A 13,182-nucleotide genomic window follows, 5' to 3' on the forward strand; every position below is an offset into this window, starting at 1 on the left:
ACAACATGATACGTTAAAAAATATGATATTTGTCGCATTAATACCTTACTTTACAAGGCCAATCAACACTTTTTTATCATGAGCAAGTGCGAACAATGTATCGTCAGAGAATTTACCTCACTGAAAGCACTCAAAAAAGACGAACTTTTAAAACTAAACGATTGCAAAATTTCTCATATCATCAAAAAAGGCGAAGTCATTTTTGAAGAGGGTGAAAACGTAAATGGAATTTACTGCATTAAAGAAGGAATTTGTAAGCTTACAAAATTGAGCCCCAACGGTAAAGACCATATTGTAAAACTGGTTTCTAAAGGAGAATTATTAGGCCAACGCTCTATGATTAGCGATGAACCAGCGAATTTAAGTGCTATAGCTCTTGAAGATATGCGCGTTTGCTTTATTCCGAAGACGGAAATGATGAATTTCTTTGATAAAAATAATCATTTTTCAATGAATGTGATGAAAACCATTTGCGGAGACCTTAAAGATGCTGATGATCTTATGGTGGATATGGCGCAGAAAAGCGTAAAAGTAAGACTGGCAATTTTGTTAATTTATTTGCATGATACTTTTGGCGAGAATGAAGACGGAAACTTAAAAATCCAACTTTCCAGAGACGAATTAGCAAGTATGATTGGCACTGCAACCGAAAGCTGTATCCGTCTGTTGTCCGATTTTAATAAATTGGGGGTAATTCAATTGACCGGAAAAAAAATTATCATAAAAGATCTTTCTAAATTAACAAAGATGAACGTATAGTATTTTGCAGCCTTTCAAAATACTTTAGAACCTCCTGAAAAAAACGCACAAATAAAAAAGGTATGATAAATATCATTTTTTAGAGAATACACTCCCGTTACTTTTGTTGTTGTTAAAAATAATCTAAATATGACACCAATAAAATCACCACATACTTTTCATATCCCTGTAATGGGTCTTTCTTACACTATAGATAGCCCGATCCGGGTTGCTAAATATGGAATTTCTTCCGTAATTTCAATTATAGATGATGACCTGATTGAGAAAATGAATGCTTTTTACAGCAAAAAATTCAACTATCCTTATCACGAAATCACTCAAAAGATACATGATTATCGTGCAAAACGAATCACATCCTATTTGAATCTGGTGGATATAATCGTAAAAGAAAAATTCGGACGTTTTAAAACAGAGTTGTCCGAAAGTAAAACTTCATTAGAACAATATGTTGCTATGCTGCCCACTAAATCGGGAATAAAGCAAAAATTGCAAGACATATTGGACAACGGTTATTCCTTTAAAGATCAAGTTGTACGTTTTATGGAAGAAAATCTTTACCCCGGCGAAATCGATGTGAATATAATGACTAAAGTCGATAAGGATAATTTTGACAAAAACGAACAATTGCCCATTGAATTCAATGATGCGCATGCCTCCCTGCGTGGTTTCGCCAACAGTACCCTTTCTTCATCGGTAGTTCTTTCTGCAGGAATGAATCCCAGGTTATATAGTTATTTTGAAAATTTTGATGATTTTTTTCCTGATGCGGAAAACCACTTAAAAAAGAAAATTATAATAAAAGTCAGTGATTATCGTTCTGCCATGATTCAGGGTAATTTCCTTGCCAAAAAAGGGCTTTGGGTTTCAGAATATCGAATTGAATCCGGCTTAAACTGTGGTGGCCATGCCTTTGCGACAGAAGGTTTTTTATTGGGTCCGATCATGGAAGAATTCAAACAAAAAAAAGGCCAATTGATTCAGGAAGCACACGTTTTGATGGTTAAAGCACTAAAACAAAAAGGAATGCCAGTACCCGACCTACCATTAGCTTTAAAAATCACCGTTCAGGGTGGCGTAGGGACCTCCGAAGAACACGAATTTTTATTAAACCATTACGAGGCTGATTCTGTTGGATGGGGATCACCATTTTTACTGGTTCCTGAGGCTACATCTTTAGATGATGACACCCGCGCGTTATTAGCAAATGCAAAAGAAGACGATTTCTATACCAGTAATATTTCGCCACTTGGCGTGCCGTTTAATACTGTCAAAGGAACTACAAATGATATATGGAAACAAAAACGCATTGACCAAAATAAAGCAGGAAGTTCTTGTCCAAAAAAATTCCTGGCATTAAGTAAAGAATTTTCTAATAAAGGAATGTGCACGGCATCCAAAAAATACCAGGATATAAAACTAGAGGAATTAAACCAGCAAAAAGATAGCTTAACTGAAGTCGATTTTCAAAAAAACCGGGAAAAAATTACCGAAAAATCCTGCCTTTGTGTCGGATTGGCCAATGCTTCCCTTATAGAAAACAACCTCCCTATAAAAGGAGAATCTCAAGGCGTGGTAATCTGCCCAGGTCCGAATCTGGCTTATTTTAATCAGATCATAACCTTATCGGATATGGTAAAACATATTTACGGCAATGCTAATGTATTACCGGTTGGTTATCGTCCCAATATGTTTTTAAAAGAACTGCAAATGTATGTGGATTACTTTAAAGGTCAGATTTCTGCAGCTTCCGCTGAAAGTCCGGCTGTACAATTAAAAAAATTACAGGCATTCAAATGCAATCTAATCGACGGAATTACCTATTATAAAAAATTATTATCTGAAACTCCCTTTTTTGAACACACAAAAAATCAAATTCAATCCCAGCTTCAATACCATAATACTATATTGAATACGATTCTGATTCCTGAAAAAGTATTGGCATAAAAAAACGGTCTGAATCTTCAGACCGTTTTTTTTTATAATTATTTTCAAATGCTACTTCTTATTCATAAACAAGTAATACACCGGAATTCCAAGAGCCACAATACCCAATCCCAATCCGGTATTAGACGTATCGTAGATTAATAATGTTACACAGATTGCAGTGGTAACAATGATATAGATAGCGGGTACAATGGGATAACCAAAAGCTTTATAAGGTCTATCTGCTTCAGGTTCTTTTTTACGAAGGATAAAAACACCAATAATCGTCAAAATATAAAAAAGTAAGGATGCGAAGGTGGCGTAGGTCAATAAATCCCCGAATTTCCCTGAAATACATAATATAGAAGCCCAAAGACACTGCACCCATAAGGCTTTGGCTGGAACTTGGTTTTTATTGAGTTCCGTTGCCTGTTTGAAAAAGAGTCCGTCTTTAGCCATCGCAAAAAACAATCGCCCACCAGAAAGGATTAATCCGCTGTTACATCCAAAGGTCGAAACCATGATTAATGCTGCCATGACAAAAACGCCCACATTGCCCATAATGACGCTTGCGGCCGCCGCTCCCACCCTGTCGTTACTGGCAAACATGATTCCGTTTCCGGCCACATCGACAGTATTGGGATTTCCATGCATGGGTAATAAAGCCAAATAGGCAAGATTTGCCAAAATATAGATTATCGTTACAATCAGTGTTCCCAGAAACAAACTGCGGGGAATATTTTTTTTAGGTTCTTTTATTTCGCCTGCGATAAAGGTAACATTATTCCAGGCATCACTCGAAAACAGCGAATTAATTATTGTTGCTCCGGCTGCTCCCAAGATTGCCATTCCGGCGAGTTTCGTAACAGTTATTGTCCCGTCGGGATTAAGCACAGTTCTGCTTGCATCCCACATATTGGTAAAGTTATCCGTAAATACTTCCGTTTGCAAACCAACGTACAAACCCAGAATTATCAATGCAAAAAGCGCCAACAGTTTAGCCGAGGTAAATATCAACTGTACGGTCTTCCCGCTTTTTACCCCTTGATTATTGACGAATGTTAGCAATACAATACTGACGATTGCGAGAATCTTTTTGTTTGAAAAAACGAAATCAGTGCCCACGGTAAATAAGTCCTGATCTAATATTGGAAATAAAATAGCTGCATAATTAGCAAAAGTAACCGCAACAGCAGCAATCACTCCCGTTTGGATTACCGTAAAAACGGTCCATCCGTATAGAAAAGAAATGAGTCTGCCATAAGCTCTTTGAATATATACGAATTGTCCGCCGGCTTTCGGCATCATTCCGGCCAATTCGCCATAACTTAATGCGGCCGCGACGGTAATAATACCGGTAATTAACCAAATTACAATCAACCAGCCTGCAGAGCCAATATCACGGGCCATTGCAGAAGTTACAATAAAAATACCGGAGCCAATCATGGATCCCGCTACCAAACTTGTGGCGTCTATCAATCCTAGGGAACGTTTTAATTCGGTTTTATTTTCCTGCATACAATAATGAATTAGGGTGTGTAAATTATGTTATATTTTCTTGGCTTCATTCCAAAAAACATCCATTTCTGCCAAAGTCATGTCCATTAAAGGTTTCCCCAATTCGCCTGCCTTGCTTTCTAAATACTGAAATCGTTTGATAAATTTCTTGTTGGTCCGCTCTAAAGCATCTTCGGGGTTTACATTTAAAAAACGGGCATAATTTATCATTGAAAATAAAACATCGCCAAATTCAGACTCAATTTTATCCTGATTACCGGCTTCGACCTCAACTTGTAATTCCAGTAATTCTTCCTGGACTTTATCCCAAACCTGATGTGGCTCTTCCCAATCAAACCCCACGCCTTTTACTTTATCTTGGATACGACTGGCTTTTACCAATGCCGGCAGACTTTTCGGAACCCCTTCCAATACCGATGTCTTACCTTCTTTCAGTTTCAGTTTTTCCCAGTTCTGCTTTACTTCTTCCTCATCTTTCACAATAGTATCGCTGTAAATATGGGGATGACGGTGAATCAGTTTATCGCAGATTTCATTGCAGACATCTGCGATGTCGAAATCATTGGTCTCGCTGCCTATTTTTGCATAAAAAACAATGTGTAGTAATAAATCCCCTAATTCCTTTTTGACTTCATTCAAATCATTATCCAAAATGGCATCTCCCAATTCATAGGTTTCTTCAATGGTGAGATGGCGTAAACTCTGTAAAGTCTGTTTCATGTCCCAAGGGCACTTTTCACGAAGATCATCCATAATGTTCAATAATCGTTCGAAAGCCTGCAGTTGATTTTGTCTGGAATTCATAGTAATGGGTTTTGGTAAAAATAAGAAATCCTGTCACGAAAAATATCGCAACAGGATTTAAATTATAAATAAGTGATTTTTATTATTTTTCAGTAGAAGCAACTTCTTCTTTTGCACTTTCTTCTTTAACAGGAACTTCTTTCGAAACCATACCTTTTGCCTGAAGCATATTGTACCAGTTCAAAACTTTCTTGATATCTGATGGATACACACGATCCTGATCGTAATCAGGAAGGATTTCCTTAAAATAAGCAGTTAATTTTGCATTATCTTCTTTATGAGATAAAGCGGGCCCGTTATCTTCCTTGATAGCGATATTTCTCATTACTTCTGCTAAAGGTTTCTCTTCGCTTTCCGTATACATCGAAATTTCAGACAACAAACTAACATTACTTTTCAGACCCACGGTGATTTTTTTACCATCCAATAAAGATTCAGCAACAAAACCGGAACGTGTTTGAACTTTTAATGCGTAAAGACCCGGTTTCCCAGAAATGGCTAATATTTTTTCTAAATTCATTTTAAAAATTATTTATATTGAAATTAATTTATTTTTATACTTATCTGCCTTTTTTGGCTACAAATTTCATTTTATACTCCGGACGCGTTTTGCCTTCCATGATGTTTTGAAGTTTCTTCTGAATCAAACGCTTTTTCAGCGATGATATTCTGTCGGTGAACAAAATTCCTTCAATATGATCGTATTCATGCTGAATCACTCTCGCAATCAGGCCATCATACACTTCCGTTTTTTTGTTGAAATCCGCATCAAAATACTCAATGGTAATTTTTTCATGTCTGTAAACGTCTTCCCGTACTTCAGGAATACTTAAACAGCCTTCATTAAAACCCCATTCTTCTCCTTCTTCCTTCAGCATTTTAGCATTGATAAAGGTTTGCTTGAAACCCTTCAATTGTTCCTGCTCTTCTTTTGGCAAATCTTCATCTTCTCCAAAAGGAGTTGTATCCACCACAAACAAACGAATGGAAAGACCTACCTGCTCGGCAGCCAATCCCACACCATAGGCATTATACATCGTATCGTACATGTTGGCAATCACTTCCTTCAAATTTGGATGTTCTGGAGTAATCTCCTCACCTATTTTTCTCAAAACAGGATCTCCGTATCCTATAATTGGTAAAATCATTTTCGCTTTTTGTATATATCTCCGTGCATTCCGGGAAGTTTTCCCTAATGTGGATGGCAAAAATAGTGAAAAAATATACATTGGATTGGTCCAAACAAATAATTAGCATATTTTTATAATTTTGTCATAAATGATACGGTTCCACGCATAAAATAAATCATACAATTCTTACCTTTGTAAGGAATCCGTTGACTATGATTTATCAAATCCGAAGATTTATCGACAGCACTAATTTTGCCAATGCAATGAAGGTTACCATTGCGGCGGTAATTCCTGTTATTGTGTTTTCTTATTGGAACCATTTTAATATTGGATTTACAATAGCGTTGGGCGCATTACTGACCTTTCCAAGTGATATTTCGAGTAACTTAAGACATAAAATCAACGGGGTTCTGGTCGCTTCATTAATCGTTTCGGGAAGTGCTTTGGTGGTGAGCCTCGCCTATCCCAATCCCTATATTTTTTATCCGGTTTTGGGTCTCCTGATTTTTTGGCTGGCAATGATTTCTGTATATGGACATCGGGCCACTTTGGTATCTTTTTCAGGACTGCTTTCTGTTTCGCTGGTTTTCAGCCAAATTTATTCTGGTACCGAATTGCTGCAACATTGTGGATTAATGTTGATTGGTGGCCTATTTTATCTGGTAGTTTCATTACTCCTTCATTATATCCAACCGAACCGTTACGTTGAATTACAGATTGCCGAATGCATCCAATTGACCTCTAAATATTTAAAATTACGAGGTGATTTATGGAAAGCGGACAGTAACAAAACCTCCATTATTGAAAAGCAATTGCACCTGCAGGTCGAACTGAATACCATTCATGAAAATTTAAGGGAAGTGCTTATCGGAAACCGCAGCAGTTCAGGCACATCCAATCAAACCCGGAAAATGCTCATTGTTTTTATTTCCCTTGTGGAAATCTTGGAACTGGCATTATCCACTTCTTTTGATCATGATAAACTGCATAGAAAATTCAGCAGTCATCCAAAGGTTCTGAAAACCTATCAAAAATTGGCTTATAATTTGGCTACCACGTTAAAACAGTTATCCCAAAGCATTGAAAACAGAACCAAATATGTTTCTGCACATAAATTATTAAAGGATTTAAATGCTTTGGAATTGGCCATCACTGACTATGAAAATTCATTAAGCAAAAAGGAGGCTTCTGAAGGTGTTTTCATGCTGACCACAATGCTGCAGTATGCCGAAAAGCAAGTCGAAAAAATCAAGATTGTGGAACGGGCTTTTACTTTGGCGACGACTTCACAGGATTTCAAAGGTAAAGACAAGGATCTGGAAAAATTCCTGACACCTCAATATTATCCGCTAGGTACTTTACTGGAGAATCTCAGTTTTTCATCAACGATATTTCGACATTCGGTACGATTAACGGTAACGATTCTAATTGGGTTTATTATTGGTAAAATCCTTCCTTTCCAAAATGTGTATTGGATTTTACTGACGATTGTTGTTATTATGCGCCCGGGTTACGGATTAACAAAGCAACGGTCTTTCCATCGAATTTTCGGAACCATTTTGGGCGGACTAATCGCTTTCGGAATCCTTTTGGTGTTGCACAATACTACTGTGATTACTATTTTGGCAATCATCGCCATGATTTTAGGATTTTCTTTTACCCAGATAAATTACAAAGTTGGCGCGACTTTCGTAACTATTTATGTGGTCTTTATTTATGGGATATTGACGCCCAATGTGGCTGATGTGGTTCAGTACCGAATATTGGATACTTTGGTGGGAGCCGCACTAGCGTTTGTTACCAATTTTTTTTTATGGCCTTCCTGGGAATTTATGAATATCCCGGTTTATTTGGAAAAATCGATTGAAGCCAATCGTAATTACTTAAAAGAAATATCGGTTTTCTATAATAAAAAAGGAGACGTTCCGACCTCTTATAAATTAGCCCGTAAACATGCTTTTATCGAAATTGGGAATTTAATGGCCTCGTTTCAAAGAATGCTGCAAGAGCCCAAATCGAAACAAAAACAAGTCCGCCCCGTATACAAATTAGCAGTACTCAACCATTCCCTGTTATCATCATCCGCTTCGATGGGAACTTATATTCAGTCTCATAAAACCACATCGGCATCTGAAGCATTTAATGTTGTTGTGAATGCGGTTATTAAAAACCTCGATAATGCGATTGCGATTTTAAAAGATGAGATTAAGGAGTCTAACAGAGCATCTGAGGATTATGTGGCAATGCGCTTTACCGAATTGAAAAATATCCGGGCGAAAGAATTAAAAGAGGCTGATTCTTTGGATGAAGAAGCATTCCAAATGAAAATGCAGGAAGCCCAACTGGTCATTGAACAATTGATTTGGTTAACTAATCTTTCTGAAAACATTTTAAAAACCACAAAAGCATTAAAGATTACATAAACCTTTAATTAGTCAATTTTAAAACGCTTGCGGTTTCTTTTCTTATTTCATCGGAAAGCGCAGGATTGTCATTGAGTTTCTGTCCATATGACGGAATCATTTCTTTTAGTTTTGACTGCCATTCCGGAGTATTTATTTTATCCTTGAAGCACCGTTGCAATAAATCCATCATAATAGAAGTCGCGGTTGAAGCTCCGGGGGAAGCTCCCAGTAAAACCGCAAGTGAACCGTCTGCTTTGGTAACTACTTCCGTTCCGAATTCCAGGACTCCGCCACCATCTACATCTTTTTTGATGACCTGGACACGTTGTCCTGCAGTTTCCAATTCCCAATCTTCCATAACGGCGGTCGGCACATATTCGCGTAAGGCTTCCATCCGTTCCTCGGGAGACTGGCGTACCTGATCAATCAAATATTTGGTTAGTGGCAGATTATTAAATCCGGCTGAAAGCATCGGAATTAAATTATCAGCCTGAATGGAAAGCGGTAAATCCATATAGGACCCGTGCTTGAGGAATTTTGTTGTAAATCCTGCATAAGGTCCAAAAAGCAACGCCTTCTCCCCTTTTATCATGCGGCTGTCAATATGTGGAACCGACATCGGCGGCGCTCCCACAGAAGCCTTTCCGTATACTTTCGTAAAATGTTTGGCTATAATCTTTGGATTAGTACATTTGAGCCATTGCCCGCTCACCGGAAAACCGCCAAAACCTTCTCCTTCCGGAATATTCGCTTTTTCCAATAAGGGTAACGAACCACCACCGGCACCGATGAATACAAAATCAGTCCGGATCTTTTTATTTTCTTTTAATTCCAAATCCTTAATGATGATACTCCATTGACCATTTTCACGTTGTTTCAGTTTTCGGACTTCGTGATTGAAATACAAGGTCACGCCATCCTGTTTCATCAAATGGCCGAACATGCTTCGGGTCAATTCCCCGAAATTCACATCGGTACCGACAGGCATGAAGGTCGCCGCAAGTTTCTCTGCCTGATTCCGTCCCTCAATAACCAGTGGCATCCAGGATTTGAGCTGGTTATAATCGGTACTGAATTCCATTTTTTTGAAAAGATGGTTTGTATGTAATGCGTCATACCTCTTTTTCAGATAATTGACATTTTCTTCGCCCCAGACAAAACTCAAATGGGGAATGCTCTTGATGAAGTTTTCAGGTGAAGTGATTAAATTCTGCTGTACCAAATAACTCCAGAACTGTCTCGAAACTTCGAATGACTCCGCAATTTTAATAGCCTTACTGATATCAATGCTTCCGTCTTCAAATTGCGGGGTATAGTTGAGTTCGCAAAAGGCCGAATGCCCGGTTCCCGCATTGTTCCATGCATCAGAACTTTCGGCAGCGGCACTGTCTAAGCGTTCGTAGATTTCAATTTTTAAATCGGGTTGCAATTCTTTCAGGATAACTCCCAAAGTGGCGCTCATAATTCCGGCGCCTATAAGGACTATATCTGTTGTGGAGTGAAGTTTTAGATCTGCCATAACTGTGATTTATACTACAAAGATAGTTTGAAATTGTGATATGGTTTTACTAATTGTAGTTATTAAATCATCTTTCTGGTCAGATAATCCTGCAACATGATTGTTGCCGAAATCTCATCAATCAAAGCTTTGTTCTGACGCTGTTTCTTATTCAGTCCACTGTCAATCATCGTTTGGAAAGCCATTTTGGAAGTAAAACGCTCATCAACGCGAACGACTGGCATATCCGGAAAGAAACTACTGAATTTCTTCACGAACGCTTCAATGACCACAGCACTTTCTGATGGTTCTCCGTTCATTTGTTTGGGTTCCCCGATAAGGACTTTCGATACTCTTTCGTTGCTAAAATAGTCTTTCAGGAAATTAATGGTCGTAGCCGATGGAATGGTCGTTAGCCCAGAAGCAATAATCTGTAATTCGTCGGTAACGGCAATTCCGGTACGTTTTTGACCGTAGTCTATGGCAAGTATTCTTGGCATCTTATTTAATTTTAATAGTATTGTTTTAATTTTCCGATACGCAACAATAATGGGAACGATACTTTCCTATTTCCCAATTCCCATGAGTCTTTCAGTTCATCATGTATGATGTCAATCGGATTGTGATTGTTACTTTCGATATAATGCTGCGTGGCCGACCAGGTCCTGAGGTAACCAATCACTTGTTCGAAACTCCATGTGAAATCATTCTGGAATTTTTCTGTGTCGATTTCTTCCAGTGGAAATGGAATCGTTTCATAGTTTTCGTCAAGGTAAATCCGCTCCTTATCCCAATACGGGCCTACAATAGTATGATAATAATTTTGAATTATTTTATCAGAATGAGCATTCGTGGAAAATAACCCATAACCAAGCACCGCAAAATAGCCATCGGGTTTTAATATCCGGTAAATTTCTTTGTAGATATTATCAAAATCAAACCAATGAATCGCCTGGGCAACGGTAATCAAATCAAACTGTTGATTTTGGAAAGTAGTATTTTCTGCGGCTTCTTTTTTATATATAATATTGTCGGTGGCAATGGCATTACTGAGTTGGTTTTCACTGATATCTGTTGCATAAACTGTATCAAAATAACAGGAAAGCTTGTGGGCCACCTGACCATTCCCGGTTGCAATATCCAGTGCCACAGATTTATTTTCGACAAAAGAGACAATGTACGCTATCATTTCATCCGGATATTGCGGGCGGAATTGGGAATATTCGACAGCCAGTTTGGAAAAGATATCTTTCATTTCATTATTTATTTTCTTACTAATCACCTGATTTTAAGGTATTTTTAGCCTCTTTATTCAAAACTAATACTTTTTCTGATTGCACCTCCGTTACTATATTCCCAAATCTATATAAAATGAAATTTAAAAAACTGCTGCCGCTATTCGTAGCGCTATTGACTTTATGTGTTTCAGCACAGAACAAAACCTTCTCGTACAGTAAAATCCAAACCAGAAATGAAGTACAGGAATGGGGAGAAAAAGAAACCATTCAAAAACAAAACGTTTCGTTCTCCGCCGATAAAATCAATTTGAATATTGATAAAAAGTACTGTCTTACTATTATTTCCAAAACACATTTGCCTGACAAAAGCATCATTTATCTTTGCAAAGATGAAAAATCAAATCCTGTAACGGTAACGCTCATCAGGAATACGAAAATGTATCTGTACAGCAAAAGCAAACGTTTTTTAATCAATTTCGATAGTTGATTGCTTAAACCTTGACAATGATATTCTTTTTGTACAGAATATAAAGTATCAAGGACCACATGACGACATTTGCAATGGCAAAAGTTACTGATGCCGACTTAGGTTCACTGAAATAAGGCACAATGCAATGGCTGTAAAAATAATCCTGAATGGTGATCTGTTTGTCTGCTATTTCAGGGTTTTTTATTTCGACCGCATGCAATATTTTAGAGACAATACCGGAAAAGAAGAATACAATCATCGGATTTACTCCCCAAATAAGGAACAGTTTTGCCCACTTTTTATAATGAGCGACATCAATGACATAATATAGAAACGCTAAAGTCAGCATTGCAATTCCGGACGTGTATAAAACGTATGAACTGGACCATAGGTTTTTATTCAGGGGAAACATCATATTCCAAAGCAAACCCAGAATTATAAGGATTGTTCCAGTTTCGGTCATCCTTTTTATGATTTTCATTGATAACATCGGACTATTTAATAATTGACCCACGAGCAGTCCGGAAATCGCACTGGCAATTGTAGGCAATGTACTCAGGATGCCTTCGGGATCCCAAGTTACCGTATATACCCAAAGATGTCCCGTCAGCACTGTATTGTCCAGCCAGGCGGCAAGATTGGTATTGACAATGAAATTTGCGGGACCAATTCCGGGAACGGGAACCAAAGCCATTAAACCCCAATAACCCAATAACAATAGTATCGCCGTCAGCAGCTGTGTTTTTTGTGTTGTTTTTAAATAGAGTAAAGCAGTAAAAAAATAGACAATTCCGATGCGTTGTAAAACCCCCGGAATCCTTACGTCGCTAAAGGTTTTTATTCCGCTGTAAGCCAAACCGATTAATACCCCAAAAATAACAACCACTAGCCAGGTCTTAACTTTTAGACTGAAATTACCCATCAGTGCGTAAGCCACAAGTCCCGTGATAGCCAATCTGCATAATAATAACGGGATTCCTTCCCAACCAAACAGCTCGATTTTACTAAAAAAATTAAAGAATAAGCCGAGGCAGAAAATTCGAAGTGAACGCACGATGATTTTATTGAGAACATTACTGTCCCATATTTTGGTTGGCATCGCAAAAGGAACTGCGGCGCCCATGGCGAAAATAAAAAAAGGAAAAACTAAATCGGCCGGGGTGCAGCCATTCCATTCGGCGTGAGCCAAAGGTTTGTAAATGGCGGACCAATTTCCGGGATTATTGACGATAACCATAAATAAAACAGTAATTCCCCTAAATACATCCAGCGAAATCAGTCGTTCCTTAATCATGGTTTCTTTGTTTTGGTTAATACGAAATATAACAAAGCTAGTAAAATAAGTGTTTATTTTGGAAATAAGTTTTTGCTCAAATTTCTTCTGGTTCCCAAAATTCATTTATTAGCCCCGATTACTTCACTATACTTTTATTTTTAT

Annotated in this window: 12 protein-coding genes; 4 read left to right on the forward strand and 8 right to left on the reverse strand. The window is 37.8% G+C overall.

Annotation, left to right across the window (positions count from 1 at the left end; all coding sequences use genetic code 11):
- The first annotated feature begins 78 nt into the window (after positions 1–78).
- Positions 79–759 (forward strand): Crp/Fnr family transcriptional regulator, encoded by a 681-nt coding sequence (locus FNW07_RS04570; RefSeq protein ID WP_126743791.1) that lies wholly within the window; start codon positions 79–81, stop codon positions 757–759.
- 129 nt (positions 760–888) lie between these two features.
- Positions 889–2,703 carry a hypothetical protein gene (locus tag FNW07_RS04575; protein WP_126743792.1) on the forward strand — a complete coding sequence of 605 codons (1,815 nt, stop codon included), beginning with the start codon at positions 889–891 and terminating at the stop codon, positions 2,701–2,703.
- A 51-nt stretch (positions 2,704–2,754) separates the two neighbouring features.
- Here FNW07_RS04575 and FNW07_RS04580 read toward each other — a convergent pair whose 3' ends face one another.
- From FNW07_RS04580 to def, 4 genes are all read right to left on the reverse strand, one after another.
- Positions 2,755–4,200, reverse strand: a complete 1,446-nt coding sequence (locus tag FNW07_RS04580) for an APC family permease (RefSeq protein WP_126743793.1) — start codon at positions 4,198–4,200, stop codon at positions 2,755–2,757.
- Between the two features lie 30 nt (positions 4,201–4,230).
- The gene (gene mazG, locus FNW07_RS04585; RefSeq protein WP_126743794.1) at positions 4,231–5,004 is read right to left on the reverse strand and encodes a nucleoside triphosphate pyrophosphohydrolase; all 774 of its coding nucleotides are present in this window, start codon (positions 5,002–5,004) and stop codon (positions 4,231–4,233) included.
- 82 nt (positions 5,005–5,086) lie between these two features.
- Positions 5,087–5,524 (reverse strand): DUF5606 domain-containing protein, encoded by a 438-nt coding sequence (locus tag FNW07_RS04590; RefSeq protein ID WP_126743795.1) that lies wholly within the window; start codon positions 5,522–5,524, stop codon positions 5,087–5,089.
- A gap of 40 nt (positions 5,525–5,564) precedes the next feature.
- Positions 5,565–6,152: a peptide deformylase gene (def, locus tag FNW07_RS04595; protein WP_126743796.1), complete on the reverse strand. Its 588-nt coding sequence runs from the start codon at positions 6,150–6,152 to the stop codon at positions 5,565–5,567.
- Between the two features lie 194 nt (positions 6,153–6,346).
- On the opposite strand from def, the gene FNW07_RS04600 reads away from it, so the two are divergent.
- Complete coding sequence (locus FNW07_RS04600) at positions 6,347–8,557, forward strand: FUSC family membrane protein (protein WP_126743797.1); 2,211 nt, start codon at positions 6,347–6,349, stop codon at positions 8,555–8,557.
- A 4-nt stretch (positions 8,558–8,561) separates the two neighbouring features.
- On the opposite strand, the gene FNW07_RS04605 is transcribed toward FNW07_RS04600, so the two are convergent.
- The 3 genes from FNW07_RS04605 to FNW07_RS04615 all read right to left on the reverse strand — a co-directional run bounded on the left by FNW07_RS04605 (position 8,562) and on the right by FNW07_RS04615 (position 11,292).
- Complete coding sequence (locus tag FNW07_RS04605) at positions 8,562–10,058, reverse strand: malate:quinone oxidoreductase (protein ID WP_126743798.1); 1,497 nt, start codon at positions 10,056–10,058, stop codon at positions 8,562–8,564.
- Between the two features lie 62 nt (positions 10,059–10,120).
- The gene (gene ruvX / locus FNW07_RS04610) at positions 10,121–10,537 is read right to left on the reverse strand and encodes a Holliday junction resolvase RuvX (RefSeq protein WP_126743799.1); all 417 of its coding nucleotides are present in this window, start codon (positions 10,535–10,537) and stop codon (positions 10,121–10,123) included.
- 11 nt (positions 10,538–10,548) lie between these two features.
- Positions 10,549–11,292, reverse strand: a complete 744-nt coding sequence (locus FNW07_RS04615) for a class I SAM-dependent methyltransferase (RefSeq protein WP_126743800.1) — start codon at positions 11,290–11,292, stop codon at positions 10,549–10,551.
- 116 nt (positions 11,293–11,408) lie between these two features.
- Between FNW07_RS04615 and FNW07_RS04620 the strand changes: the two genes are divergently transcribed.
- On the forward strand, positions 11,409–11,762 hold the full coding sequence (locus tag FNW07_RS04620) for a hypothetical protein (protein WP_126743801.1): 354 nt from the start codon (positions 11,409–11,411) through the stop codon (positions 11,760–11,762).
- A 4-nt stretch (positions 11,763–11,766) separates the two neighbouring features.
- Here the strand turns inward: FNW07_RS04620 and FNW07_RS04625 are convergent, their stop codons facing one another.
- Entirely contained in the window at positions 11,767–13,038 is a 1,272-nt protein-coding gene (locus FNW07_RS04625) for an acyltransferase family protein (protein ID WP_126743802.1), read from the reverse strand.
- Positions 13,039–13,182: the final 144 nt, after the last annotated feature.

The organism is Flavobacterium sp. GT3R68 (assembly GCF_007109225.1).
Classification (GTDB): Bacteria; Bacteroidota; Bacteroidia; order Flavobacteriales; family Flavobacteriaceae; genus Flavobacterium.

Coding starts and splice junctions, on each gene's coding strand:
- FNW07_RS04570 (WP_126743791.1), top strand. CDS start 79: ATGAGCAAGTGCGAACAATGTATCGTCAGAGAATTTACCTCACTGAAA.
- FNW07_RS04575 (WP_126743792.1), top strand. CDS start 889: ATGACACCAATAAAATCACCACATACTTTTCATATCCCTGTAATGGGT.
- FNW07_RS04580 (WP_126743793.1), bottom strand. CDS start 4,200: ATGCAGGAAAATAAAACCGAATTAAAACGTTCCCTAGGATTGATAGAC.
- mazG (WP_126743794.1), bottom strand. CDS start 5,004: ATGAATTCCAGACAAAATCAACTGCAGGCTTTCGAACGATTATTGAAC.
- FNW07_RS04590 (WP_126743795.1), bottom strand. CDS start 5,524: ATGAATTTAGAAAAAATATTAGCCATTTCTGGGAAACCGGGTCTTTAC.
- def (WP_126743796.1), bottom strand. CDS start 6,152: ATGATTTTACCAATTATAGGATACGGAGATCCTGTTTTGAGAAAAATA.
- FNW07_RS04600 (WP_126743797.1), top strand. CDS start 6,347: ATGATTTATCAAATCCGAAGATTTATCGACAGCACTAATTTTGCCAAT.
- FNW07_RS04605 (WP_126743798.1), bottom strand. CDS start 10,058: ATGGCAGATCTAAAACTTCACTCCACAACAGATATAGTCCTTATAGGC.
- ruvX (WP_126743799.1), bottom strand. CDS start 10,537: ATGCCAAGAATACTTGCCATAGACTACGGTCAAAAACGTACCGGAATT.
- FNW07_RS04615 (WP_126743800.1), bottom strand. CDS start 11,292: ATGAAAGATATCTTTTCCAAACTGGCTGTCGAATATTCCCAATTCCGC.
- FNW07_RS04620 (WP_126743801.1), top strand. CDS start 11,409: ATGAAATTTAAAAAACTGCTGCCGCTATTCGTAGCGCTATTGACTTTA.
- FNW07_RS04625 (WP_126743802.1), bottom strand. CDS start 13,038: ATGATTAAGGAACGACTGATTTCGCTGGATGTATTTAGGGGAATTACT.